The sequence below is a fragment of the Hymenobacter arizonensis genome (assembly GCF_900115775.1).
In the GTDB taxonomy this organism is placed as follows: domain Bacteria; phylum Bacteroidota; class Bacteroidia; order Cytophagales; family Hymenobacteraceae; genus Hymenobacter; species Hymenobacter arizonensis.
In genome coordinates this window covers 1,232,351-1,258,083 of record NZ_FOXS01000002.1, presented here as the reverse complement: position 1 = coordinate 1,258,083, position 25,733 = coordinate 1,232,351, and the positions used below count along the sequence as shown (strand labels likewise).

25 protein-coding genes and 1 tRNA gene are annotated in these 25,733 nt (G+C 56.8%); 17 read left to right on the top strand and 9 right to left on the bottom strand.

Features of this window, described 5'->3' with window-relative positions; genetic code table 11:
* Positions 1-38: 38 nt before the first annotated feature.
* Positions 39-1,772: a M61 family metallopeptidase gene (locus tag BMZ66_RS11650; RefSeq protein ID WP_092673094.1), complete on the top strand. Its 1,734-nt coding sequence runs from the start codon at positions 39-41 to the stop codon at positions 1,770-1,772.
* A 66-nt stretch (positions 1,773-1,838) separates the two neighbouring features.
* On the opposite strand, the gene BMZ66_RS11645 is transcribed toward BMZ66_RS11650, so the two are convergent.
* The 3 genes from BMZ66_RS11645 to BMZ66_RS11635 form a co-directional block, all read right to left on the bottom strand.
* Positions 1,839-2,171 carry a hypothetical protein gene (locus BMZ66_RS11645; RefSeq protein ID WP_092672801.1) on the bottom strand — a complete coding sequence of 111 codons (333 nt, stop codon included), beginning with the start codon at positions 2,169-2,171 and terminating at the stop codon, positions 1,839-1,841.
* Between the two features lie 141 nt (positions 2,172-2,312).
* A complete protein-coding gene (locus BMZ66_RS11640) occupies positions 2,313-3,251 on the bottom strand; it encodes a PfkB family carbohydrate kinase (protein ID WP_092672798.1) in 939 nt (312 codons plus the stop codon).
* A 151-nt stretch (positions 3,252-3,402) separates the two neighbouring features.
* A tRNA-His gene (locus BMZ66_RS11635) sits at positions 3,403-3,476 on the bottom strand.
* A gap of 200 nt (positions 3,477-3,676) precedes the next feature.
* On the opposite strand from BMZ66_RS11635, the gene BMZ66_RS11630 reads away from it, so the two are divergent.
* Complete coding sequence (locus BMZ66_RS11630; RefSeq protein WP_092672795.1) at positions 3,677-5,089, top strand: DEAD/DEAH box helicase; 1,413 nt, start codon at positions 3,677-3,679, stop codon at positions 5,087-5,089.
* 131 nt (positions 5,090-5,220) lie between these two features.
* Here the strand turns inward: BMZ66_RS11630 and BMZ66_RS11625 are convergent, their stop codons facing one another.
* On the bottom strand, positions 5,221-5,637 hold the full coding sequence (locus BMZ66_RS11625) for a hypothetical protein (RefSeq protein WP_234795068.1): 417 nt from the start codon (positions 5,635-5,637) through the stop codon (positions 5,221-5,223).
* Between the two features lie 157 nt (positions 5,638-5,794).
* Positions 5,795-6,517, bottom strand: coding sequence for a uracil phosphoribosyltransferase (gene upp / locus BMZ66_RS11620; RefSeq protein ID WP_092672792.1), 723 nt, complete (start codon positions 6,515-6,517; stop codon positions 5,795-5,797).
* Positions 6,518-6,789: 272 nt separating this feature from the next.
* On the opposite strand from upp, the gene BMZ66_RS11615 reads away from it, so the two are divergent.
* The 8 genes from BMZ66_RS11615 (at position 6,790) to BMZ66_RS11580 (ending at position 15,192) form a co-directional block, all read left to right on the top strand.
* Positions 6,790-8,724: a capsule assembly Wzi family protein gene (locus BMZ66_RS11615; RefSeq protein ID WP_092672789.1), complete on the top strand. Its 1,935-nt coding sequence runs from the start codon at positions 6,790-6,792 to the stop codon at positions 8,722-8,724.
* Between the two features lie 4 nt (positions 8,725-8,728).
* Positions 8,729-9,079, top strand: coding sequence for a hypothetical protein (locus tag BMZ66_RS11610; RefSeq protein ID WP_092672786.1), 351 nt, complete (start codon positions 8,729-8,731; stop codon positions 9,077-9,079).
* Between the two features lie 22 nt (positions 9,080-9,101).
* Positions 9,102-10,946 carry an ABC transporter ATP-binding protein gene (locus tag BMZ66_RS11605; protein WP_092672783.1) on the top strand — a complete coding sequence of 615 codons (1,845 nt, stop codon included), beginning with the start codon at positions 9,102-9,104 and terminating at the stop codon, positions 10,944-10,946.
* Between the two features lie 59 nt (positions 10,947-11,005).
* Positions 11,006-11,236, top strand: coding sequence for a hypothetical protein (locus BMZ66_RS11600; RefSeq protein ID WP_092672780.1), 231 nt, complete (start codon positions 11,006-11,008; stop codon positions 11,234-11,236).
* An 88-nt stretch (positions 11,237-11,324) separates the two neighbouring features.
* The gene (locus BMZ66_RS11595) at positions 11,325-11,816 is read left to right on the top strand and encodes a hypothetical protein (RefSeq protein ID WP_092672777.1); all 492 of its coding nucleotides are present in this window, start codon (positions 11,325-11,327) and stop codon (positions 11,814-11,816) included.
* 103 nt (positions 11,817-11,919) lie between these two features.
* On the top strand, positions 11,920-12,510 hold the full coding sequence (lpcA, locus tag BMZ66_RS11590; RefSeq protein ID WP_214606984.1) for a D-sedoheptulose 7-phosphate isomerase: 591 nt from the start codon (positions 11,920-11,922) through the stop codon (positions 12,508-12,510).
* 105 nt (positions 12,511-12,615) lie between these two features.
* On the top strand, positions 12,616-14,151 hold the full coding sequence (locus tag BMZ66_RS11585; protein WP_092672774.1) for a YifB family Mg chelatase-like AAA ATPase: 1,536 nt from the start codon (positions 12,616-12,618) through the stop codon (positions 14,149-14,151).
* 6 nt (positions 14,152-14,157) lie between these two features.
* The gene (locus tag BMZ66_RS11580; RefSeq protein WP_092672771.1) at positions 14,158-15,192 is read left to right on the top strand and encodes a quinone-dependent dihydroorotate dehydrogenase; all 1,035 of its coding nucleotides are present in this window, start codon (positions 14,158-14,160) and stop codon (positions 15,190-15,192) included.
* A 100-nt stretch (positions 15,193-15,292) separates the two neighbouring features.
* Here the strand turns inward: BMZ66_RS11580 and BMZ66_RS11575 are convergent, their stop codons facing one another.
* Complete coding sequence (locus tag BMZ66_RS11575) at positions 15,293-16,429, bottom strand: acyloxyacyl hydrolase (RefSeq protein ID WP_092672768.1); 1,137 nt, start codon at positions 16,427-16,429, stop codon at positions 15,293-15,295.
* 271 nt (positions 16,430-16,700) lie between these two features.
* Between BMZ66_RS11575 and BMZ66_RS11570 the strand changes: the two genes are divergently transcribed.
* The 7 genes from BMZ66_RS11570 (at position 16,701) to BMZ66_RS11540 (ending at position 22,634) form a co-directional block, all read left to right on the top strand.
* The gene (locus tag BMZ66_RS11570) at positions 16,701-17,291 is read left to right on the top strand and encodes a porin family protein (RefSeq protein WP_092672765.1); all 591 of its coding nucleotides are present in this window, start codon (positions 16,701-16,703) and stop codon (positions 17,289-17,291) included.
* Between the two features lie 459 nt (positions 17,292-17,750).
* Positions 17,751-18,491: a porin family protein gene (locus BMZ66_RS11565; RefSeq protein ID WP_092672762.1), complete on the top strand. Its 741-nt coding sequence runs from the start codon at positions 17,751-17,753 to the stop codon at positions 18,489-18,491.
* A 291-nt stretch (positions 18,492-18,782) separates the two neighbouring features.
* The gene (locus tag BMZ66_RS11560; protein ID WP_092672759.1) at positions 18,783-19,364 is read left to right on the top strand and encodes a porin family protein; all 582 of its coding nucleotides are present in this window, start codon (positions 18,783-18,785) and stop codon (positions 19,362-19,364) included.
* 305 nt (positions 19,365-19,669) lie between these two features.
* Positions 19,670-20,263, top strand: coding sequence for a porin family protein (locus tag BMZ66_RS11555; RefSeq protein WP_092672756.1), 594 nt, complete (start codon positions 19,670-19,672; stop codon positions 20,261-20,263).
* A gap of 221 nt (positions 20,264-20,484) precedes the next feature.
* On the top strand, positions 20,485-21,102 hold the full coding sequence (locus BMZ66_RS11550; protein ID WP_092672753.1) for a porin family protein: 618 nt from the start codon (positions 20,485-20,487) through the stop codon (positions 21,100-21,102).
* A gap of 134 nt (positions 21,103-21,236) precedes the next feature.
* Positions 21,237-21,860: a porin family protein gene (locus tag BMZ66_RS11545; protein ID WP_092672750.1), complete on the top strand. Its 624-nt coding sequence runs from the start codon at positions 21,237-21,239 to the stop codon at positions 21,858-21,860.
* A 162-nt stretch (positions 21,861-22,022) separates the two neighbouring features.
* Positions 22,023-22,634: a porin family protein gene (locus BMZ66_RS11540; RefSeq protein ID WP_092672747.1), complete on the top strand. Its 612-nt coding sequence runs from the start codon at positions 22,023-22,025 to the stop codon at positions 22,632-22,634.
* A gap of 78 nt (positions 22,635-22,712) precedes the next feature.
* Here the strand turns inward: BMZ66_RS11540 and BMZ66_RS11535 are convergent, their stop codons facing one another.
* The 3 genes from BMZ66_RS11535 to plsY form a co-directional block, all read right to left on the bottom strand.
* Positions 22,713-24,077, bottom strand: coding sequence for a dipeptidase (locus tag BMZ66_RS11535; RefSeq protein WP_092672744.1), 1,365 nt, complete (start codon positions 24,075-24,077; stop codon positions 22,713-22,715).
* Positions 24,078-24,164: 87 nt separating this feature from the next.
* Entirely contained in the window at positions 24,165-24,731 is a 567-nt protein-coding gene (locus tag BMZ66_RS11530; RefSeq protein ID WP_092672741.1) for a hypothetical protein, read from the bottom strand.
* 290 nt (positions 24,732-25,021) lie between these two features.
* The gene (gene plsY, locus BMZ66_RS11525) at positions 25,022-25,666 is read right to left on the bottom strand and encodes a glycerol-3-phosphate 1-O-acyltransferase PlsY (protein WP_092672738.1); all 645 of its coding nucleotides are present in this window, start codon (positions 25,664-25,666) and stop codon (positions 25,022-25,024) included.
* Positions 25,667-25,733: the final 67 nt, after the last annotated feature.

Sequence of the window (25,733 nt, the reverse complement as noted above, 5' to 3'; positions counted from 1 at the left end):
CTCGCAGTAGCTTTAAGCCCCTTTACACCGTTTTGGCCATGATTCACTACCGCGTTTCCTTCGAAAATCCCCTCACGTTTTATTTCCAAATTGAGCTTACCATGGATGTGGCGCCTGAGGCCGCAGCTCCACTAGAGCTGCAGCTACCGGCGTGGCGCCCGGGCCGTTATGAGCTGCAAAACTTTGCGCAAAAAATACAGAAGGTGGAGGTATTTGATGCGACTACGAATAAGCTTCTCCCCTTCCGCAAGACAACCAAGGACCGATGGGAAGTGGCCAACGCTGCCGGCCTGACGGTGCGCGTGCGCTACAACTTCTACGCCCACCAGATGGACGCTGGCGGGTCTTGGCTAGACGAAACGCAACTGTACTTAAACCCGGTGCAGGCGCTGATGTACGTGGAGGGAAGGCAGCAGGAAGCCTGCGAGCTAACCCTGGCCCTACCCGAAGGCTGGCAAATAGCCTGTGGCTTGCCTCAAACATCACCCAACGTGCTGGCAGCCCCGGATTTTGACCACTTGGCCGATTCGCCGCTCATCGCCAGCCCCACCCTGGTACACCAGGAATACGCAGCCGGCGGCCTGCCCTTCCACGTGTGGGTGCAGGGCGAGGCTGAGCTGGACTGGCCGCGGATTCTGACCGATTTTAAAGCCTTTTCGGAAGTGCAGCTGCAACTATTCGGAGGCTTCCCGGTAGCAGATTATCACTTTCTAAACCAGTTTTTGCCCTACAAGCATTACCACGGGGTGGAGCACAACAACTCTACGGTGATTACGCTGGGCCCGGCCGAGCTGATTATGAGCGAGGGCTTGTACAAAGAGTTGCTGGGCGTGAGCTGCCACGAGCTGTTCCATACCTGGAACATCAAAAGCATTCGGCCAGCCGAAATGCAGCCTTATGACTACAGCCGTGAGAACTACTTCCGCACCTGTTTCATCGCCGAAGGCATCACGACTTACTACGGTGAGTACCTGCTGGCCCGCTGCCAGGTGCACACGCCAGCGCAGTATTTCGAAGAATTGAACACGGTGCTGCGTAAGCACTTCGACGATGCTAGCAGCGAAAACCTCTCCCTGGCCGATGCCTCGATGGACCTTTGGCTCGATGGCTACAAGCCCGGCGTGCCCGACCGCAAGGTATCGGTGTACCACAAAGGCGCTCTGGCTGCGCTGATTCTGGACCTTACCATCCGGCAGTTGTCAGGCCACGCCCGCAGCCTCGACGATGTGCTGCGGCGGCTGTACGAGGAGTTTGGCAAAACCGGAATTGGCTACACTGAAGCTGATTATATCCGTCTTGTGAACGAAGTGGCAGGCCGTAACATGCAGGCCTACTTCGATAAATTCATTTATGGCACTGCTCCGCTCACCGACCCTCTAAACAAAGTGCTGCACACCGTGGGCTGCCAGCTGATGGTAGCTGAGAACGGCTCGGCCTCAGAAAGCACGTTTGGTTTCCGGACGGTGGTGAAGAACGAGCGCACCGAGGTAAGTGCCATCTGGCCGGACTCGCCGGCGGCGCTGGCCCTGACCGTGGACGATGAAATAGTGGCGGTAAACGGTCGGCGCGTCGATATGAACCTCCAGTCGCTGCTAAACAACGGGGCCGCGAGCTACGAGGTCAGCGTGTTTCGCCAGAGCCGGCTGCTGACCGTGACCCTGGCCGCAATGCCAGGGGTGAGCTTTGGCCAACGGTACGCGGTGAGCAAGCTGGATACGGCCGATACGGCCCAGCAGGAAGGATTTAGTAAATGGCTGGGCTGGGACTTCTAGGCAAGTAACGTCATCAAAAAAGCCCCTTCAATCGAGTTGAAGGGGCTTTTATTTTATAACGGCAGGTTAGTCGGCTTTGCTGCCGGGGCCTTTCTTGGAGTTGTCGCGGTCGACCGACATGGGCGCATTGCCTTGAGGGTTGCTGCGAGGTTTATTCACTTGCGAGTGAATGATATCATTGAGGTTACCGCCCGGCTGGTTGCCTTTGACTTGGTTGCCCGAAACGGTGATGTGGTTCTGGTTGGCGTTCTGAGTGATGGTGCTCTTGCTACCCAATACGCCAGCCTCTACAGAAGCCGGAGGATTTTTAGCGCTAGGAGCATTCAGCGCATCGGGGCCCATAGGCGAGCCTGGGTCGTTCTTATGCTCAGACGAGTCGTTCTGTTCGTTCTTAGACATGGCAGTGGCGTCAGAGGGAAAGGCTGACAAGGTTTTTACCCTTGTTTCAAGCATTTGGTTGCCTCTTCGGGTCAGAGTTAAAAGCGAAGAGCGTTTTGGCTCCCAACTTTTAACTCCTAAACCGTGCCCTCTTTACGCTACTTACTCCACGTTGGCCACAGCCGACATTGGCACCACTTTCACCAGCTCGGCAAACTGGGCTTCGCGGGCTTCAACCTCTTCGTCGGTGAGGTTGAGCAGACGCTCGGTGCCAAATTTCTCGACGCAGAACGATGCCATGGCCGAACCGTGAATCACGGCACGCTTCATGTTTTCGAAGCTGATGTCGTCGGTAGCGGCAAGGTGGCCGATGAAGCCGCCCGCGAACGTATCGCCGGCGCCGGTGGGGTCAAATACTTCTTCCAGGGGCAGTGCGGGGGCGTAGAACACCTTGTTTTTGTGAAAGAGCAGGGCGCCGTGCTCGCCTTTCTTGATGATGAGGAACTTCGGGCCCATGCCCATGATTTTCTTGGCTGCCTTCACCAGCGAGTATTCGCCGCTGAGCTGGCGGGCTTCCTCGTCGTTGATGCTGAGCACGTCTACCATTTCGATGGTGGCGATGAGGTCTTCCAGGGCAATGTCCATCCAGAAGTTCATGGTGTCCATCACAATCAGCTTGGGACGGTTCACGAGGCGCTGAATGACGAGGCGCTGCACCTGAGGGGCCAGGTTGCCCAGCATGAGGTATTTGCAGTCCTGGTAGTTATCGGGAATGATGGGGTCGAAATCGGCCAGCACGTTGAGCTCAGTCACGAGGGTTTCGCGCGAGTTCAGGTCCTGCGAGTACTTGCCCGACCAGAAGAAAGACTTTTCGCCTTGCTTCACTTGCAGGCCTTCTACGTCTACGCCATGCTCTTCGAGGAGCATGATGTCGGACTGCGGGAAGTCTTCGCCAACCACGGCCACCAGTTTCACAGGCTTCAACGAGTAGGAAGCCGAGAGGCTGATGAAGGTAGCGGCACCGCCGATGATTTTGTCGGTTTTGCCGAAGGGCGTTTCGATGGCGTCGAATGCAACGCTGCCGATGACGAGAAGACTCATGTAACTATTGGTTAAGGTTTTGTCAAAGTAAACAGAAGATTGCAGAACCGGCGGCTCGGTAGCAGAACCCCATTGAAGCGCCGCAATCCCTGCTACAACGTTCGGCAATTAAAAAAAAAGTCCCCGGAAAACTCCGGGGACTTAATTAGTGGGTAAATAATGGGGCTCGAACCCACGACCTTCGGAATCACAATCCGACGCTCTAACCAGCTGAGCTATATCTACCGTGTTGGTTTTGGTGGTGCAAAGATAGAAAAGGAAGCGGGATTGGGCAAAAAAAGTTCTGTGTATCTGTCATCCTCAGCGAAGCGAAGGACCTTATCACCGCTGACTCAACTGGAAATCATAACTAAAGGCCCGAGTGTGGGAAGGTCCTTCGCTCCGCTCAGGATGACAAACGGCTTCAAAACTCCGACCTTTGTAGAATGGAACCCAATACTATCCCGTCATTCGACGACTTTAAGCTTAACAAACAACTGCTTTCAGCTGTGGCCCAGGCCGGCTTTACTGAGCCCACGCCAGTGCAGCAGCAGACTATTCCGCTTCTCCTAGCCGGACACGACGTGCTGGGCATCGCCCAAACTGGCACCGGCAAAACGGCGGCCTTCGGCTTGCCCCTGCTCATGAAGGTAAAATATGCTCAGGGAACCAACCCCAGGGCCCTGGTGCTGGCGCCTACCCGCGAGCTGGCCATGCAAATAGAAACGCATTTGAAGGCGCTGGCGGTGAATACCGACCTGCGGATTTTTGCCATTTACGGCGGCCTGGGGCCTAAAACCCAAATTGAGACCATTGCCGAGGGCGTGGACGTGCTCATTGCTACGCCGGGCCGGTTGATGGAAATCTACCTGAAAGGCGCTTTGGTGCTTCGGGACTTGAAGACCTTCGTGATGGATGAGGCCGACAAGATGATGGATATGGGCTTCATGCCCCAAATTCGGCGCATCCTGGAGATTATTCCCCGCAAGCGGCAGAACGTGCTGTTTTCGGCCACCATGCCGGAGCGAGTGACGCTGCTTAGCGAGGAGTTTCTGGAGTTTCCAGTGCGCGTGGAGGTGAGCCCTCCGGCCAAAACCGCCTCTACGGTGACCCAGACGCTGTACCAGGCCCCCAACCTGCTCACCAAAATCAACCTACTGAATTTCCTGCTGTACCGCGATGCGGAGACTATGACGCGGGTGCTGCTGTTTACGCGCACCAAGGAGCACGCCGACCAGGTGGCTCACTTTCTGGAGCGCAAGGCGCCCGCTGGCGAGGTGCGCGTGATTCACGGCAACAAGGGCCAGAACGCCCGCATCAACAGCATGGAGGCTTTCCGGGCCGGCGAAGTGCGCTACATGGTGGCAACGGACGTGGCCGCACGGGGCATCGATGTGCCGCAGGTGACACACGTTATCAACTTTGACGTGCCGATTGTGCACGACGATTACGTGCACCGCATTGGGCGCACGGGCCGGGCCCAGCACATTGGGGCCGCCATCACCTTCGCCAACGAGGCGGAAATGGTGCACATCGGCGAAATCGAGCAACTCATTAATCAGCAAATCGAGGTGCTGCCGCTGCCCGAAGAGGTGGTGATAGAGGAAACGCCTTTTGAGGAGCAGCAGAAGATGGGCCGCGAGCTAGACGAGCGGCGCAAAAAGCTGGACCCTACATTCCAGGGCGCTTTCCACGAAAAGAAAGAGTGGATTAAGCCCGGCGTGACCATCGATAAGCGCACTGGCAAGCCCTTTAAGGAGGGCCAGAAAAAGAGCACCAAGGGCTCGAAGGCCAACGTGGGCAAGAAAGGGGGCTCGAACCCCGGCGTGAAAGCCATTAAGGCGCGGAAGCGGCGGTAGCGCCTCCAAAACGTCATGCCAAGCGCCGCCGAGGCTACTTGCGCGGGGTAGTAATCTAATCGAATGGATTACTGCTGCACGCGAGATGCCTCGGCGGCGCTCGGCATGACGTTCTTTTTGTTATTCTCTAGTTAGTGCTTCAGCATATGGCCGAAGTGGATGCTGGCGAAGGTGAGCGCCCCGCCCCAGAACAGCGCACTCCACAGCATGTGTAACAGGATGCGCTGCCGTGGCACGCCCAGCAGGGTGGCGATGACCGTGCCGCCAATGGGGGAAAGCAAAATGGGCGTTAGGAAGGCGATGCCGCCCATCCCAAACTTGCGGAACACCTTGATGATGTTGCGGGAGCGTTTGGTGAAGATGGGTTCGCGGCGCAGGCGACGCTGCTTCTGGCGGTGCCGCATCCAGACGCGGCCAATGCCCGAGAAAACAATTACGCTGGTCATCATGCCTCCCACGGTGAGCCCGAGAGTTACCCAGAAGTTCAGGCCCATAGAAGCTCCGGCCAGCGGGCCACCCAAAAACTTAACTGTGCTCAGCAAGAACACAGATGCGAATTTTAAGGCGGGGTGAACCAAAGTAGACTGAAAAGGTAGGCTGTGAAGTGTGGGAAACTACTTGCGAAAAGCGCCCCACAAAGATACCACGATAACGGAGCCGGCCTTTCATTTTTGCGATACCAGCAGGCCCGCCGCGCCGTCGGGGTTACAGCTTGCTGCCGTAGGACAAGTCGCCGGCATCGCCCAAGCCGGGGACGATGTAGGCTTGTTCGTTTAGCCGCTCGTCGATGGCTGCTACCCAGAGGTTGGCTTCGGGTATTTCGCGGGCCACGTAGGCCAGGCCCTCGGGCGAGGCGATGACGGCGGCGATGTGCACCTGCCGCGGCGTGCCGAAGCGCAGCATGGCCCGGTAGGTTTGCACGAGGCTTTTGCCGGAGGCCAGCATGGGGTCGGCCAGAATGAGCACCCGCTCGTCGAGGCTGGGAGCCGAGAGGTAATCGACCTGCACCTGCACCTGGGCCGTGCCCTCGATGCGGTAGGCGGCCACGAAGGCGCTGGGCGACTGGTCGAAGTAGTTGAGGAAGCCTTGGTGGAAGGGCAAACCGGCGCGGAGCACGGTGGCTAGGATGGGAAAGTCGTGGAGCAGTTTGCCGGTGGTTTCGGCCAACGGCGTCTGGATGACTTTATCGGTGTAGCTGAGGTGGTGGCTGATGCGGTAGGCAATGATTTCGCCCAGGCGCTGCAGGTTGCGGCGGAAGCGGAGGCTGTCTTTCTGCACCTCTTTGTCGCGCAGCTCGGCCAGGAAATGGTTGGCAATGCTGGGCTCGGCGCACACCACGTGCACGTTGGCCAGCGTGTCCGGAGCATCCGAGGCGGTGGGAGGCACAGCGGCGTTGGCCGAAGCAGAGGGAAGTGGAGTATTGGCCATGCTGGAAAGAAGTTGGAAGGTGAAGGCGGGAAAGGAAAGCCGGCCGGAGCCCCGAAGTTGGCACGAAAACCGGGGGCTGGCAAGAAACGGTGAGGGAATTCGTCGGTGCTGACCACTGCCCTGGCCACGCCAAATGAGACCGTTAGGGGGTACGCCGGAGGCCGTGCTTATTCATGCCAACGGCTTGCTGCGTAGGTTTGTTAAGAAATTGCCGCCCTTAAGTTTTATCGGGTTGCGTCGTTTCGCTTTTATTAGGAAGACTATCTGTATTTATGCATAAAGCTCTGCTTCTGATTTCTGCCATAGGGCTACTGGCTGGCCCTTTGGCCGCCCAAACGGCGCCCACGCCCCCCGCAGAACCGGCTACCCCTACCACACCGACCCAAGAGGAGAAATCGCCCTGGCTGATTTTCGACCAGCCGCTGGACAGCCTCCCCCCTACGCGCAGCAAAGCGGCACGCGAACGGCCCTTGCGCGAAAAGACGGTGCGCACTAGCGCTAAGCGGCAGCGTAGCGCGTCAGGCAACAGAGTAGAAGCCACCCAAGGCGCCAACTACGTGCCTCTTGACCAGGACACCTACCGCCTGATTGACCGCTACGCCATCAAGTTCGGCTCCGACTCGCTACACGACCCGCACACCAGCGTGCGGCCTTACAGCCGCATTGGCGTAGCCCACCTAGCCGAGCGCATGCTATCGCCGGACAGCACGCAGGCTTACGGCAACGGCAGCCTCTCCCGCGCCGACCGCTTTAACGCGCAGTATTTGCTGAAAGACAACTGGGCTAACTCTGAGTACGGTGCGGAAGCTAACAAGAGCGAGCGGCCCATTCTGAGCTACTTCTACCGCAACCAGACTGACTTGTACCACGTCGTCACGCCGGACTTCACGTTGCGCGTGAACCCGGTGCTGCTGCTGCAGGCGGGCCGCGACAACAAAATCGACGGCTTGCGCTACGTGAACACCCGCGGCGTGCAGCTGGAAGGCACCATTGACCAGCGGCTGGGCTTCTACACGTTTCTGGCCGAAAACCAGATGGCGGTGCCACAGTACGTGCAAGACCGGATTCAGCGCGACCAGGTGGTGCCCCACGAAGGCTATTGGAAGTACTTTAAGACGGTGGGCGGCAGTCAGTACGACTTTTTCACAGCGCGGGGTGGCATCACCTACGCGGCCACCAAGCACATCAACCTGCAGCTGGCCCACGACCGCAACTTCATTGGCAATGGCTACCGCTCGCTTATTCTCTCGGACTATAGCGCGCCCTACTTCTTCCTGAAGATTAATACCCGCATCTGGAAGTTTAACTACCAAAACCTGTTTTCTGAGCTAACCGCCGAGCGCAGAAACGAAGACCAAGTGTACCCTAAAAAGTACATGGCGATGCACCACCTCAGCTTCGACGTGACGCCTAACCTCAACATCGGCGTGTTTGAAAGCACCATTTTGGGCGGCAGCGCCGGGCGTGGGGGCTTCGAGCTGCAGTACCTGAACCCGCTTATCTTCTACCGGGCCATCGAGCAGAATGTGGGCTCGCCCGACAACGCCATTCTGGGTCTGGACTTCAAATGGAACATTCTCCACACCGCGCAGCTCTACGGACAGGTGGTACTCGATGAATTTAAGCTGAGCGAGATACGCGCCCGTAACGGCTGGTGGGCTAACAAACAAGCGGCCCAGTTAGGCGCCAAGTACATTGACGTGGCCGGCTTGCGCAACGTTGACTTGCAGGTGGAGTTCAACTACATCCGCCCGTTCATGTACCAGCACGAGGACATTTACACCAACTACCAGCACTACCAGCAGCCGCTGGCCCACCCCATGGGCGCCAACGTAGCCGAAATCCTGGGCGTGCTCAGCTACCAGCCCCTCCCCCGCCTGATGCTGGTGGGCAAGGCTTTCTACTCGCACCAAGGCTTGGACCTGAACAATGCCGATGTTAACCTGCAGAACTTCGGCGGCAACGTGCTCAAATCGTACAATACTCGCGTGAGTGAATTCGGCAACCGCACGGCCCAGGGCAACAAAAGCCGCCTGTTGCACGCCGACTTCACGGCTACCTACCAGCCGCGCCTGAACCTGTTTGTTGATGCCAAACTCATTGGCCGCAACCAGACTTACACCCTCACGTCGGACCGCAATGGCAACGAGGTATTTGCTTCGCTGGCCTTGCGCTGGAACATCGCGCAGCGCTTGCACGAATTTTAAACACATGGTTGCGACCACTCTTCTATACCGCCCCGTTAATCAGCAGGAGCTGGACCTGATTGCCGCACTGGCCTGGAAAGCTTTTCCACCGCGCCTGCCAGAGCAACCCATCTTTTATCCAGTGCTGAACGAGGAATATGCTACCCAAATCAGCCGCGACTGGAATGTACCTTATTACGGTGTGGGATATGTGGTTCGCTTTGCTGTGGATGCGGAGTACCTGAAGCAGTTTCCGGTTCAGAACGTGGGCGACCAACAGCACGATGAGCTATGGGTGCCTGCGGAAGAGCTGGCCGTTTTCAATCAGCATATTGAAGGGCCGATTGAAGTAATAGCCGAGTTTCGGCGTTCTTAAAGTCGCTCGAAGCGCTTCATAAATGAAAACCTACCTCCGCATACTCCAGTACGCGCGGCCCATCGCCGATTTTCTGCCGCTGTACCTGGTATATACGCTGCTGACTATTTTCTTCAGCATCGGCAACTTCACGCTCATCATTCCGCTGCTGGACGTGCTGTTTGACACCACCAAGGCCACAGTGGCCGATGCACCCACGGCCATGCCTGCATTTGCGCTCAGCATAGCGTACGTCACGGGTGCGTTCAAATACTACTTTGGTCAGATTATCGCCGAGCACGGCCGCATAGGGGCGCTCACGTTTGTGTGCCTTGTGGTGGTGGCGTCGGTGTTTTTCAGCAACCTGTTTCGCTATCTCAGCCTGCGGCTGATAGCGCGGGTGCGAGCACGGGTAATCCGGGGGCTGCGCCTCGACTTGTACCAACGCATTTTGCAGTTGCCGCTCAGCTTCTTCAGCGGCGAGCGCAAGGGCGACCTGATGTCGCGCTTCACCAACGACGTGCAGGAAGTGGAAACCTCGGTAGTGAATACCCTTACCGGCGTCATCCGTGACCCGCTGACCATTGTTTTTTACTTCGTGGTACTGTTCACGATGTCGACTCAGCTCACGCTGTTTTCGCTGCTTTTGCTGCCTATTTCGGGAGGCATCATTGCCACCGTGTCTAAGCGGCTACGGCGGCAGGCCAAGCAAAGCCAGAAAACGCTGGGCACGATGCTGTCGGTGATTGACGAAACCCTGGGCGGGGTGCGCGTCATCAAGGCGTTTAATGCGCAGAAGTACATTCTGGGCAAGTTTATGGACCAGAACGACCAGTACGCCCGCACCTCGCGCAGCATCGACAACACGCGGGATTTGGCCTCGCCCTTCTCCGAGTTTGCGGGGGTGACCGTGGTGGCAGGCCTGCTTTATTTTGGCGGGGTGATGGTGCTGGGTGGGCAGTCGGACCTGACGGCGGCCAAATTTATCGGTTACATCATCCTGTTTTCGCAGGTGCTGACGCCCGCCAAGGCCTTGTCGTCCTCATTCGGAAACATCCAGCGCGGGCTAGTGGCGGGCGAGCGGGTGCTGAGCATAATCGATACCGAGCCGGCCATTCGCGACCAGCCCGATGCGGCCGTGCTGCCGCCGTTCGAACACGAGATTGAGTTTCAGAACCTGCAGTTCAGCTACGGCGAAACCCCGGTGCTATTCGATGTAAACCTGAAAATCCGCAAGGGCAGCACGGTGGCGTTGGTGGGCTCCAGTGGCGGCGGCAAAAGCACGCTGGCCGACCTGCTGCCCCGTTTTTACGACCCCAGCGCCGGCCAAATCCTGATTGACGGGCACGACCTCCGGGCCTGCACCCTGCACTCGGTGCGCGACCAAATGGGCATCGTGACGCAGGAAAGCATCCTGTTCAACGACTCCATTTTCAACAACATCCGCTTCAATACCCAGGCTACCGAAGCCGAAGTAATCGAAGCTGCCAAGATTGCCAACGCCCACGAATTCATCGTGGCCAGCCCCGAGGGCTACCAAACGGTGATTGGCGACCGGGGCTCGCGCCTCTCGGGCGGGCAGCGGCAGCGGCTCAGCATTGCCCGCGCCATTTTGCGCAACCCACCCATACTGATTTTGGACGAAGCCACCTCGGCGCTCGACACCGAAAGCGAGAAGCTCGTGCAGGAGGCCCTGCAGCGGCTGATGCAAAACCGCACCTCACTCGTGATTGCCCACCGCCTAAGCACCGTGCAGCACGCCGATGAGATTGTGGTGCTGCAGCACGGGCGCATCGTTGAGCGTGGCACCCACGACGAGCTGGTGCGGCGCCAGGGCGGTGTTTATCAGCGCCTCAGCTCCATGCAGACCAACGCCGCGTTGGTTTAGCCGTTATTAATTGACCAGCCGGCACCGGTTGGCGTTTTCTACTTCATTGCGTTGCAATCATGCTTGGTAAAAATCCTTTTCGCTGGCTTCTGTTCATTGTCGTGTTCATCGTGGTAGCGAAGCTGTTCTATAACCTGGGCTACCGGGCCGTTACTCAGAAGTTTGGGCCGAAGGTGGAAACGCCTCGGCCTACCACCCGTGCCAACCGCGAAGCGGAAGGGCTGCGGGGCGTAACCGTAGACCCAGCCGACTCGGCAGAAGCTGCTCAGATGTCCGCGCCAGATAAATAGCTCGTTTAATAAGCGCTAATTTGCGGCTGTCTCCCGTTGGGCCGCAATTACGTGGCCTTACCCTGTTCTCACCCTAGCTCATTTCGCTATGCTCGCCCTCAAACGCATTGTTACCGTCGCCGTAATGGTTTATCTGCTACTGGCGCTGTTATTCGTTCTTGCTCCCGCGGTGCGCACCTCCGTTATGGGCATGGGCACCGGCCTGTCGGCGCTAGAGCAGGAGCGGCAATTCTACTACACCATGTTTGTGGTGGGCGCCGTGCTCCTCGCACTGCACCTAATTACCGAAAACCTGGACAGCGTACTGCTGCGCCGCTCGGTGAGCCAGCACGAAATGCGAATCAATGAGCTGAAAGCCAAGCTGTATGACCTGCAGCAGCGTGCTTCGGCTCCAGTGGGCGTGCCCACAGCTCGCACCATCGACGGACGCGTGACCGATGCTCCGGCAACGGAAGTACGCCCGGCCAGCCCGGTTACCATCACCGAGCTTCATTCTCCCGACGCCGGGCCCCGGACCACTTATCCGCAGAACGACCCCAACCTGCCCAACACGCCGCCGACCGACCGCCGGCCGCTGTAAATTTGCTCGCCCGGGGTGCCTGTCCATGTCAATAGCCGGGCGAAAGCCTGCTGATACCCACCTGCGCCGGCCCCTGACGATTCAATACCGAATACTCTCTTAAGTGCCCGATACTCTCCTGCTCCCCGACCTCATCCGCGCTGAGCTGGCCGAAGCCCGCGACGTGCTCGACCGGTTTTTGTCGGCTCCGGCCAATTTGGCCCTTATCGCGGAGGCCGCTGAGCTGATGTCCCGCAGCCTGCGCAACGGCGGCAAAATCCTGTCCTGCGGCAACGGTGGCAGCCTCTGCGACGCCCAGCACTTCGCCGAAGAGCTCAGCGGCCGCTACCGCGGCGACCGCCGCGCCCTGGCCGCCATCGCCATCACCGAAGCCTCGCACATGACCTGCGTGGCCAACGACTACGGGTTCGAGTTTGTATTCAGCCGCTTTGTGGAAGCCCTGGGCCGTTCGGGCGATGTGCTCTTGGCCATCAGCACCAGCGGCAACTCGCCCAACGTGCTACGCGCCGCCGAAGCTGCCAAAGCCGCTGGCATGCTGGTAGTGTCCTTGACTGGCAAGGACGGTGGCAAGCTGGCCAGCATCAGCGATGTGGAGATACGAGCGCCCCACTCCAGCTACGCCGATAGAATTCAGGAAATCCACATCAAGGTGATTCACATCCTGATTATGCTGATTGAGAAGCTGGTGCTGTGAGCACGGCTGTAGGTTAAGCAGCATTCGCGCTGCTTGGCTTAAATTGCTGGGCTTATCTCTACCACTTGTTCAATTTTGCTTCAGCTATAAGCTGAAGTTACCACCATGCTCACCAAGACTTTTGGCTCAGCCGTGCAGGGCGTCAATGCCTACACCATTACCATTGAGGTAGTGGTGTCGGCGGGGACGCTTTTTTATGTAGTGGGTTTGCCCGATAATGCCATTAAGGAAAGCCAACAGCGGATTGAGGCGGCGCTGAAGCTGCGCGGCTACCGCATGCCCCGCACCAAAGTGGTCGTCAATATGGCGCCGGCCGATATCCGAAAGGAAGGCGCGGCCTACGACCTACCCATTGCCCTGGGTATTCTGCACGCTTCGCAGCAGCTGAATACTGACCGGCTGCACGAGTACATCATCATGGGGGAAATGTCGCTCGATGGCAATCTGCGGCCCATTCGGGGCGTATTACCCATTGCCATTCAGGCGCGCAAGGAGGGTTTCAAGGGAATTATTCTGCCCAAGGAAAATGCCGAGGAAGCGGCCATTGTCAACAACCTTGATGTGATAGCCGTGGCGAGCATGCAGGAGGCCATCGACTTCTTCGAGGGCCGGCTGGAAATTGAACCGACCAAAGTTGACACCCGCGACTTGTTCCTGCACGCCGTGAACAAATACACGGCCGACTTTGCCGATGTGCAGGGCCAGGAGAACATCAAGCGGGCGCTGGAGATTGCCGCGGCCGGTGGTCATAACGTGATTATGATAGGCCCGCCCGGCGCAGGCAAAACCATGCTGGCCAAGCGCCTGCCCAGCATTTTGCCGCCGCTGAGCATGCAGGAAGCGCTCGAAACCACCAAGATTCATTCCGTGGCCGGCAAGCTGGCGGGCGGCGGGCTGCTGAGCACGCGGCCGTTCCGAGCACCCCACCACACCATCTCGGACGTGGCCCTAGTAGGCGGGGGCAGCAATCCGCAGCCGGGCGAAATCTCGCTTTCGCACAACGGCGTGCTTTTTTTGGATGAGCTACCGGAGTTTAAGCGCACGGTGCTGGAGGTGATGCGCCAGCCGCTGGAAGAGCGCCGCGTCACCATCTCCCGAGCCAAAGTCAGCATTGAATTCCCGGCCAACTTCATGCTCATCGCGAGCATGAACCCCTGTCCATGTGGTTATTACAACCATCCTGAAAAGGAATGCGTGTGCGGACCTGGGGTAGTACAGAAGTATTTAAATAAAGTCTCCGGGCCATTGCTCGACCGCATTGACCTACACGTGGAAGTCACGCCCGTGACATTTGACCAGATGACGGAGACGCGCAAGGCCGAAACCAGTGCCGAGATTCAGCCGCGTGTCGATAAGGCCCGGCAGGTGCAGGAAATGCGGTTTAAGGACTATCCCGACGTGCATTCCAATGCCATGATGCCGCCGCAAATGGTGAAAGACCTCTGCGAGATAAACCCGGCGGGCCGCATGCTGTTAAAAACAGCCATGGAGCGCCTCGGCCTCTCGGCCCGGGCCTACGACCGCATCCTGAAAGTGGCCCGCACCATTGCCGACCTGGCCGGCACCGAAGAGATTCAAATTCAACACCTGGCCGAAGCCATTCAATACCGCAGCCTCGACCGAGAAGGTTGGGCCGGCTAAAAAACTATGTACAAGGCACTCGTCAAACCTGCACTGTTTAATATCGACGCCGAGCGCGCCCACCACTTGGTTTTCGATAACCTGCGCCGGGCGGCCAGTGTGCCCGGTGCCAAGGCCGTGTTGCGGGGGCTGTATAATTTCCAACACCCCAGCTTGGAGCGGGAGGTGTTTGGCCTGAAATTTCCCAACCCGGTGGGCTTGGCCGCGGGGTTTGATAAGAATGCGGCCCTGACCGACGAATTGGCGACGCTGGGGTTTGGCTTTGTGGAGATTGGCACCGTGACGCCGCGGCCTCAGTCCGGCAACCCGCAGCCGCGCCTGTTCCGGCTGCCGCAAGACGAGGCCTTGGTGAACCGCATGGGCTTCAACAACGACGGCGCGGCGGTAGTGGCCGCCCGCCTAGCCCAGCGTAAGAACCGCCAGCTCATCATTGGCGGCAACATCGGCAAGAACAAGGACACGCCCAACGAGAGGGCCGCCGAAGATTACGTGGCGTGTTTTGAGGCCCTGGCTGAGGAGGTAGACTATTTTGTGGTGAACGTGAGCTCTCCCAACACGCCCAACCTGCGCCAGCTCCAGGAAAAAAAGCCGCTGATTGAGCTGCTTCAGCAAGTGCAGGAGCGGAATTTGAGCCGCGCTACGCCACGCCCACTACTGCTGAAAATTGCGCCCGACCTCACCGATTCGCAGCTCGACGACATCCTGGAAATAGCTCGCGAAACCAAGCTAAGCGGCCTAGTGGGCACCAACACCACCATCAGCCGCGACAACCTCCAAACCGATGCCGCCCACGTAACATCCCTCGGTGCGGGCGGCTTGAGCGGCCGGCCTTTGCGGGCCCGGGCCACAGAAGTTATTCGCTACCTGCACCAGCGCAGCGATGGGGCCCTGCCCATTATCGGCGCGGGCGGTATTCATTCGGCCGCCGATGCGCAGGAGAAACTGGCGGCGGGGGCTTCGTTGGTGCAGCTCTATACCGGCTTCATCTACGAAGGGCCGGCGCTGGTGAGCCAGATTAATAAAGCGCTTGTGAGCAGGTAACGTTGGTTGGGTTCGGCAGCGACGTTGTCTTTGCTTTCCCGAACCATCGAACAGCGCAACGAAACTGCAACCACTGTCAATGAAGTAGTACAGGCGGCTACTACAGCCGCGCTCCTATTCTAAACTCAATTACATCGGCTGAGCCACGGTGAACTTTTAAGTCGACCGACCCAAAGGCCACGTTGGTAAATTGATATTTCAGCCCCAGCCGCTCGTAGTAGAACGTGGACGATTTGTAAGGACTGTATGCATAGATGCCCAAGTGCGACACAAACGCCAAGCGGCCAAAAAGCAGCTCGTGGCCCACAAACACCCCCGCCTTTTTCACGTCGGGATACTTGATGCCGGCACGGGTGGTGTCTTTCAGCTGAGCTGTTAGCGACGTGTCGTAGAACCCGTCGACCCCGGCTACCAAGTTGGACTTGCGGTTGACGCGCCGGCCCACGGCCGCCGTAAGGGAGTACACCGCAAACTTCCGGGGGTCTCTTTCGACGCGTTGCCTATAGCCCAGGCTGGTGCTCACGTTGTAGAAGGTTCGGCCCAGGTCGGCGGGGGCAGGAGCGTTGGCGTTCACGCGGGGAACCGCGCGAAACTCGTGGTAGTTGAGGCCCAGCACTAGCGTGGGCAGGTTGGCCCCCAGATTGGGTTTGGAAGTAGCGCCGTTGGAATAGTGGTTGAGACCCAGGCCCGCCAGCAAGCCGAGGCGGGGCGTAAGGGCGTAATCGTACTCAAATCGCAGCTGTATCGTGGCGTTGAACGCCGAGCTGGACATGTTATTTCTGTAGTTGGTTTCGCGGTTATAAGGATTGGTGATGTAGGCCAGCCCCGTGCCAAGGCGAAAGCTCAGGTCGTGCCGGGGCCCGTGCGAGAACGATTTGCTTATGTATGGGCTCGCCGCTACCACATGACCCAGAATGGGGTTGTGAAAGTTGTAGTAGATGAGAGCCAGCCCCACTTTGGGATACTTATACCAGCCGTGCCAAGGCTCGGCACCGGTGGTTTGCCGCTGAAAGTTCAGCTCGAAACCCGTGGGGTGTGAGGTCACCAAGTGGCGCAGGGAATTGGTGTGCGCTATGATGATGCTGCCATGGGCATACGCCCCCACTATCAGCGGAGCGCGCGGGGGCACTTCCTCGGCAGCGTACTCTTGCGCCCGTACTGCGCTGCCAAAGCTGCAGCTTAAGACCAGCAGGGCAAAGCATCCGCGACGAAGAAAGCAATAAGATAGCAAGGCCATGGATATGCAAGTAAGCGTCAAAAATAGTGGTTAAAGCGCTTTCTAACTTCATTTGATAGTCCTGTTTTATCAAGTGCATTTAAGTCTCAGCTATTCAAAAATGTTGATTTATTTGAGTAATAAAATGACTATCAATAAACAAGGATGGGTACACAGTTTCTACCTTAAAAACATCAATTTTTTGCAACCAGATTGCATTACTGCCGTTGAATAGAGAGGACTTACAATTGATGAACCTGTCTTATCCACCCATTTTTTTATTTTTTTCGCTATGAAAAAGTTCGTTCTAACCCTTGGGCTGCTAGCCGGCGTTGTCGGTGCCGCATCTGCCCAAACTGCCCCCCGTTTTGGCCTCAAGGCCGGTGTTGTAGCTGCCAACGTTAACGGCAGAGATGCCGATGCTCGCTTTGGCGACAACACCCAAAACCGCTTTGGTTTCCAAGCCGGTATCACCACTACTTCCACCATTGGCGTTGGCAACTTAGTGCAATTCCACCCCGAGCTGCTGTATTCCCAGAAGGGCTTCCAGTACAAGCAAGGGTCGGCCAACCAAAGAACTACGTTTCACTACATCGACGTGCCGCTGCTGATGCGCCTGAACGCCGCCGGGCTTCTTTTTGAAGCGGGCCCGCAAGCCGGTTACCGCATTGGCCAGTCCACGAAAGGTGACGTAGGCCTGCGTACCGGCGACACCCGTCGCCTTGACCTGGGCTATGTTGTTGGCGTAGGCTACGAGCTAGCCAGCGGCCCCAACGTAGGCGTGCGCTACAATGGCGGCCTGCGGAGCCTTTACGGCGACGCCCGGGTTCTCAACTCGGTATTCCAGTTTCAACTGGGCTTCGCATTCCCCGGTCGCAGCTAAGCCAATCGGCTGAAGCAACCATGAACTTAAAAAAGCCCGGTTTCTGTAAAAGGAGCCGGGCTTTTTTGCGACCATTTAGCTCGGTTTATGCATAGCTACGTGCCGGGAGTGGTTGTAGCGAAGACGCGGTATGAGCTTAGGGCCGGTTTGAAAAGAGAGCTCCCTACCATGCTTATCGGGCAGGCAAATGGGCCCCAAGCAAGCCCGCAACTGTCCGTGCTGCCTCTATTTTCTTAGGTGTTCTTACTACTGCGCGAAGTGCCTGAGGGCCGCTTGTTTACCTTCTTTTTACAGCCCACTGACTGGATGTGCCGGGGCATTAAATGCCCGTTAAATATTACTTTTTACGCAACCTTCTGCCTCGTTTGTACGGTAAGAGGCCCGAATTCACTGGCAAACAAATAGAGGACCAGTGAACGACCTATTCACTTTAATTAACCTCACATTACATTATCTGCCATGAAAAAGATTGCAGTACTAGGCTTGTCCCTTTTGAGCGTATCCGTTGCCCAAGCACAAGATGCAGGCGGTTTCCGCATTGGCCTGAAGGCCGGTGCCACTTACTCGAATATTTCCGGCGCCAATGTTTCGCAAATCACCGGCCCTAACTACGACAGTGGTCTTGGTTCTTACAAGCTGGGCTACAACGGCGGCATCGGGTTGAGCATTCCCATCAGCAGCGACGGCTTCTTTTCGTTTGCTCCCGAGTTGCTGTACAACCGCAAAGGCTACGAAATCAAATCAACTCAGAAAAGCGTGAGCGGCAACATCTCCAAAGTAGAGTTCGAGCAGCAGCGAGTGCTACACTACTTGGATGTACCCCTGTTGGCCAAAATCAACGCTGGCGGCCTTTTCTTTGAGCTTGGCCCGCAAGTAAGCTACTTGTTTGGCTCCAAAAACAAGCAACAAACCACCACCAAGTACACGGACGGCACCAAGGACAAGGTGGAGGACAACGGCAGCTTCCAGAATTACTCGGGCGCCTTCCAGAGCGGTTCCGACAAGTCTGATTTGGCTCAATTTGACATTTCTGGCGTAGCGGGCATCGGCTACCAGAGCGAGGCCGGCCTGAGTTTGGGCCTGCGCTACGCTCGTGGCTTCAACTCCCTCATTGATTCCAAGAACACCGACAACGAGCCCAAGGCGTTCAACAACGCCTTCACCCTGCAACTTGGCTACCTCTTGCCGCTGGGCCGCTAGGCTCTTCGCAACAAGTCTAAGCTAAAATTTAAAACGCTGGCTGCCAATGGCAGTCAGCGTTTTTTTATGCATCACCCAGGAGAGCAATATTATTTCTTTATAAATTTTATCATTTAATTACAATTTATTATCTTTCACATATCCTTGTTTCCTGCGTTCAGCGAAGAGGCAGTATAATCTATGATGATTCCCCCTGAGGCATTACTACTATACTTTAGTATCTACTTAAAAATTTACTCATAGCTTTGCGGCTTAATTTTCTCTCTCCTCACCTTTTTTTCTCTCACACCCATGAAAAAAGTAATTTTATCCCTCGGTTTGCTGGCTGGCGTTGCCACGGCAGCCCAAGCCCAAGAAGTTCGTTTTGGCCTGAAGGGTGGTGTTAACTACAGCACCATTACCAGCAAAGACGACAGCGATGCAGAAAGCAAAATCGGCCTGCTTGGCGGTGTTTTTGCGAATTTTGGTTTGAGTGACCTGATTTCGATTCAGCCCGAAGTGCTGTATTCGCAAAAAGGCGCCCAAATGAAAGACATGAGCGACGTTAAGGTTAAGCTAAACTACATTGATGTTCCGGTGCTAGTGAAAGTAAACGCCGGCGGGTTGTTTTTCGAAGGCGGCCCTCAGGTAGGTTTTCTTACCACTGCTAAAGTGACCAATGGCAGCCAGTCGGAAGATTTTAAGGAAAATGTTAAATCGGTTGATTTCGGCTACGCAGTGGGTTTGGGCTACCAAGCTGAGAGCGGCCCCATGATTGGCCTGCGCTATAACGGCGGCATTTCCGACATCAACAAGAATAACAACAACGACAGCGACAAGTCGCGTAATAGCGCTTTCCAGCTGTATGTTGGCTTCGCATTCGGCGGCAAATAAGCTCGCTTCATAAGCTGAATCCAGCACTAAAAAAGCCCGGCTCTACCGCAGAGCCGGGCTTTTTATTTACGCGTTGCTGCGGAAGCCCGCAAGGCTGCGCATAATGCTTAATGCAGTTCTATAGTTTGTAAAACCAGTGCTTATTGTAAAAGGCCAGCCCCAGCCTGATTTTCTTTATTCTGATTAACTATATCTATCAATAATTAGGCATGCTTTCTGCGTAGCTGAGCAAGTGGCTCTGTGCATTTGCGCAGAGTTTACCGTCTGGTTCTGCCGCTTTTTATTTTGTCGTCTCTTTTTAAATAATGAAGAAAGTTATTCTATCTCTGGGCCTACTGGTTGGCGTTACCGCCGCCGCACAAGCTCAAAACGTAACCTTTGGCTTGAAGGCTGGTGTGAACCTAGCCAACGTGACCGGGGATAATACCCGCGAACTCAAAAGCATCATAGGCGCCAATGGTGGCCTGGCCGCCAACTTTGGTTTCTCGGACCTGCTCTCGGTGCAGCCCGAACTGCTGTACTCGATGAAGGGCACCAAATACGAAGTGAGCAACTACAAGCGCGAAGGCCGCCTCAACTACCTGGACGTTCCGGTGTTGGTGAAGTTCAACGCCGACGGCCCTTTCTTCGAGCTTGGGCCACAAGTCGGTTTTTTGGTGTCGCAGAAAACCACCGAGGAGGTTGGCGGCCGCACTGCTTCGACCAATAGCACCGATGGCACTCGCAAGGTTGATTTCGGCTACGTATTGGGCCTGGGCTACCAATTGGCCAGCGGCCCGAGCCTGGGGCTGCGCTATAACGGCGGCTTTAGTGACCTAAGCGACCCTTCGGTGGCCGGCGCCGTGACGCGCAACTCTGTATTTCAATTCCAACTAGGTTATATGTTCGGCGGCAAATAGCTGGTCTTCGTTCCCCAACTCCAAAGCCTGTCGCTGTTTCAGTGGCAGGCTTTTGTGATTAGGTGATGCTGCCAGGCATACGCATAAGGCATTGGCGCAAGCGCTAGAATCAAAGATGCCCCATCGCCACCTTGTTCTGAGATTTTGGGAAGCCAGCAACATTTATGACCTGTGCAGAGGCTGCCGTTGTAGTTTTGCGGCAGTAACCAATCTGCCGAATTATGAAAAAATTAACTCTTTCGCTCCTTCTCGTCGCTGGTCTGCACGGCGCAGCCCACGCCCAGCGCGGCAACCCGGCCCTGGGGGTAAAGGTGGGCGCTTCGCTGTCCGGATTTGCTGGGGAAGACACTAAGTCGCTGGAAAACATTTTCGGCTTTCACACCGGCCTTTTTGCCAACCTTAGCCTTAGCAATCACATTGCCTTTCAGCCCGAGCTTTTGTATTCGCAAAAGGGCACGAAGCAGCCCTTGAATAGCCCGGGCTTCGAAAAGAACTACGCTACCTACCGTTTTAATTACGTGGACGTGCCATTGGCCTTTCACGTCAACACCAACGGTTTCTTTGTGGAGGCAGGGCCACAAGTGGGCTTTTTGTTGAGTGCCAAATCCAAGGTTGGCAACGCCTCGACCGACATTAAGAACAGCTACAACTCCATCGACTTCGGCTACCTGGCGGGCCTGGGCTACCAGCGCAAATCGGGCTTGGGCGCCGGACTACGCTACAACGGTGCGTTCACCAACATTGGCAAGGAGTATCTGCAGGGCACCACCACTTACCAAGACCGGGCCCGCAACAGTGTGTTTCAGCTCTATCTGACGTATTCCTTCGGCAGGCGCTAAACCCACTGCGCTCAGCAAAAGCAAAGCCCGGCTTTCTGAGAAGAAGCCGGGCTTTTCTTTTGCTGAACGGTTTGCGGAACGGTGCACCACCCGTAGCTTTATATTATTTTTCTAATTCTACCTCAATTTCTTCAATGAAAAAACTTCTCCTCTTTTCTACGCTGCTCGTGGGCAGCAGCATGGTTGGACATGCGCAAGGTTCTCGCTTCGGTATTAAGGCTGGCGGGTCGTATACCACCTTCGTGGGCAAAGATGTCGACTCGGACATTAATAACAGGCTTGGTTACCACGGGGGCTTGATAGCCGAATTAAGCGTTACCGACAGGTTTTCTATTCAGCCCGAATTATTGTATTCTATGAAGGGGGCCCAAACCAAATATTCCTTCAATGGCTCGACTGTGACGGGCACGCAAACGATGCACTACGTGGACGTGCCGGTGCTGGCAAAGGCAAAGCTGGGGCAGTTGTTTTTGGAAGCGGGCCCCCAAGTGGGGGTTTTGATGAGCGCCAAGGCTTCGTATGAGAGCAACAAAATGAGTTTCAATGTGTCGAACAAAAGCTCTTTCAATGACGTGGACTTCGGCTATGCCCTGGGTCTCGGCTCCGAAACAAGCAGCGGGCTGCTGCTGGGCCTGCGCTACAACGGCGGCTTCCGTGACGTTACCAAGGCGGAGTCGTTCGGCGCCCTGACCATACAGCCGCGAGCCCGCAATAGCGCTTTTCAGGTGTACGTGGGGTACATGTTTGGGGGCAAATAGCCTGGGGGCCTTGCGATAATGCTGATTCCGGCGTAGCAGCTGGGCTGTGCGTTTGGCATCGGCACTCACCAAAAAAGAAGGAGGCAGTTTGAGTGGCCTTGCTGTCAGGCAAATGCTTCACCCCTGCCTTCTACTTCCCTTCTACCAATTTCACTTTCTCCGATGAAAAAAATTATCGTTTGCTTGGGCCTGCTAACAGGGTTTGCCGCAACTGCTCAGGGCCAAAACGTTCGCTATGGTTTTCGGGCGGGCGTCAATTTGGCTACTCTCACAAACTACAATGTGGTGGGGGTGCGAAGGCTGGTAGGGGCCACGGCCGGGGTGATGGCCGACGCAGCCCTCAGCGATAAGCTGTCGCTGCACCCAGAGCTGCTGTTTTCCCAAAAGGGCTTGCGGCTGGATGCGACCGGACCGAACGGTTTTAGCAGCCGCACACAAACCGGCTTCAACTACCTCGACCTGCCGGTGTTGCTGCGCCTAAAGTTTCAGGGCTTGTATGTCGAAGCAGGCCCGCAGGCCGGCTACCTGCTTAATGCGGAAACAACCGACACCAGAAGTTCCAGCACCGTTCTCGCTACCACCACGACGACAGATGCGACTGAATATACCCGCCGGCTCGACCTGGGCTACGTGGTTGGCGTGGGTTACCAGCTGCCGCTGCACCTGGAAGTGGGCGTGCGGTACAACGGCGGCATCCGCAGTACCTACAGTGGCGGTGGGCAGGCCCGTAACTCGGTGGTTCAGTTTCAGCTGGGTTACTTGTTCGGCGAATAATTAGCCCGCGTATCAAACCCAAAAGGCCCGGCTTCTGCATAGAAGCCGGGCCTTTTGGGTTTGATACCTGCTTTGTGCTTACTGCGCAGCCGCGTAGTTGCGATAGAAATGCGGGATGGTTTCGATGCCCTTCAGGAAGTTGAACACGCCGAAATGCTCGTTGGGAGAGTGAATGGCATCGGAGTCGAGGCCAAAGCCGAGCAGCACGGTATCGAGGCCCAGCTCCGACTTGAACATGGCCACGATGGGGATGGACCCACCGCCGCGCGTGGGCACCGGGCGTTTGCCAAAGGTGGTTTCCATGGCATCGGCGGCGGCTTTGTATGCCACCGAGTTGGTAGGCGTTACCACGGGCTCGCCGCCGTGGTGGGGGCGCACTTCCACCGTAACGCCGGCCGGGGCAATGCTGGAAAAGTGCTTTTGGAACAGCGCTGTGATTTCGGCGCTGGTCTGATGGGGCACCAGGCGCATGGAGATTTTGGCGTGGGCCTGCGAGGCAATGACGGTTTTGGCGCCCTCGCCGGTGTAGCCGCCCCAGATGCCGTTCACGTCGAGCGTGGGCCGGATGCTGGTGCGCTCCATGCTGGAGTAGCCTTTTTCGCCGGCCGTGGCGGGCAGGCCAATGCTCTGCTTGAACTCCTCTTCGGAGAACGGGGCTTTGGCCATTTCGGCGCGCTCTTCGGCGCTGAGCTCGTCCACGTTGTCATAGAAGCCGGGGATGGTGATGTGGCCGTTCTCGTCGTGCAGGCTGGCAATCATTTGGCAGAGGGCGTTGATGGGATTCATCACGGCGCCACCGTAGAGGCCGGAGTGCAGGTCGCGGTTGGGGCCGGTCACGGTTACTTCGTGGTAGCTCAGGCCGCGCAGGCCCACTTCAATGCTGGGCACGTCGTTGGCCAGGATGCCAGTATCGGAAATGAGAATGACGTCGGCCTTCAACTTCTCTTTATTGGCTTTCACGAAGATTTCGAGGTTGTTGGACCCGATTTCTTCTTCGCCTTCGAACATGAACTTGATGTTGCAGGGCACGCCACCCTGGCCATCGCGCATCATCATCTCGAAGGCCTTTACGTGCATGTACACCTGGCCTTTGTCGTCGCAGGCGCCGCGGGCGTAGATTTTCTCGTCCTTAATCACCGGCTCGAAGGGCGGCGAGGTCCACAGCTCGTAAGGGTCGGCGGGCTGCACGTCGTAGTGGCCGTAGACCAGCACGGTAGGCTTGCTAGGGTCGGTGAGGTAGTCGCCGTAGACGATGGGATTGCCGGCCGTGGGGCAGATTTCGACGTTGTTAACGCCGGCTTCTTCGAGGCGCGTTTTCAGGTAATCAGCGGCCCGCAGCACGTCGCCGTGAAACTTGGGGTCGGCCGAAACGGAGGGGATGCGGAGCCAGTCAATCAGCTCGTCGAGGAAGCGGGTTTGGTTGTCGGAAAGATAATTGGCCATGCGAGGCAGGAGTTGAAGGGTGATGGGTTGGGAACAGTGGAGTAAAAGTAGCCAGCCGGGACCGATGCAGAGCCAGAACAGTAAAGACTACTGCCGCGAGTCCAGCACCAGCTCTTTCAGCATCACTTCGCCCAGCTTCCAGGCTTCGGTCCAGTCTTTTTCCGGGCTTTCAAAAACGACGGTGTACAGCGTATCGGTCTTGGCATTGCCAATGGCCAGCTGGTAGATGATTTTGGGGTCTGCATCGGGCAGCGCTGCCCGGTAACGCACCATATACTTATGAAAAGGGCCGTCTACAGTGGCTTGCTTTTCCAGCAGCTCCAAGTTGGGGCCAATGCCCCCGCGGGCGCTAAAGGCCTTGGCGTAGTTGGGCGCAGCTAGGCCAGTTTTGGCTTTCAATTTGCGATTTACGTTGATGGTGATGCCGGTTTGAAACTCACCACCTTCCACAATTTCCTCTAGGGTCAGAAAGTAGGCGTTGGCATCTTTTTGGCCTTCGGGCTTGAAATACCAACCCTCCGGCAACAGCATGGCACCTTTGATTTCGGGCAGTGCCTGCCAGGTAAAGCCAGTCGGCGGCGTAGCTAGCTCGGCATTGTATTTCTGCGCTACGGCTGGCAACGCAAAGAGTAGCAGAAATAGAAAACGGAGCATAAGGATAGAGAGAACTGGTTGGACAAGTTGTCACTTAATATGAAACCTTGAGCCCATTATCAAAGGCTCTGGCGTTTGAAGAACCTAGAACGATTTCAGGTTATTGTACAGCGCGTTCAGTAGCGCGAACTTTGTAGTTCGTGTCCCCGGCGGAAACCCGAACGACTTTAACGGCGCGGGGACGCGAACTACAAAGTTCGCGCTACTGAACGCGCTGTACACAGACCTGAAATCCGCTGTAGTGTTATAGCTGCTTAAACTACTGCCCGAGTTGAGTCTCCTCACAGGGCTTACTTCCGCCCAAACAGCGGCACGCGGCTCTCGGTCCCACTCCGGAGTCGCTCAATATTGGCCCGGTGGGTGTAGATGAGCAGCGCGGCCAGCACAAAGCCTACGTAAATCATGAACGGTTGCGCGGGGCGAAACTGAGGCAGCAGCTGCAGCAGCGCGAAGGTGAGGCCGGCCGTCATGCTGGCCAACGACACGTAGCGAAACAGCAGCAGCATCACGATAAACACCAACATGCACACGCCCACCGTGGCGGGCGCCACGCCCAGCATCATGCCCAGCACAGTGGCCACGCCTTTGCCGCCCCGGAACTGCGCAAATACCGGGAAGATGTGGCCCACAATGGCCAACACGCCACACGCCAGCTTGAAATATAGCTCGTGCTCGGGAGCAATGGCCCCCTGCGCCACCAGCCACGCGGGTAGAAAGTAGGCCGCTACAAATCCCTTCAGGGCATCGACGAGTAGCACGGCGGAGCCAGCTTTGGGGCCCAGCACCCGAAAGGTATTGGTGGCACCGGCGTTGCCGGAGCCGTGCTCCCGGATATCGGCCAGGCCAAAGAAGCGGCGGCCGACCCACAGGGCCGTCGGGATGGAGCCGAGCAGGTAAGCAGCCACGAGGGCAAGGAGAATGTAGAAATAGTTCATGCGGGGATAAATGTAGCGCGAAGCAACGATTACGGCCTTTTGCTCCTAAACGCAAAACGGCCATGCT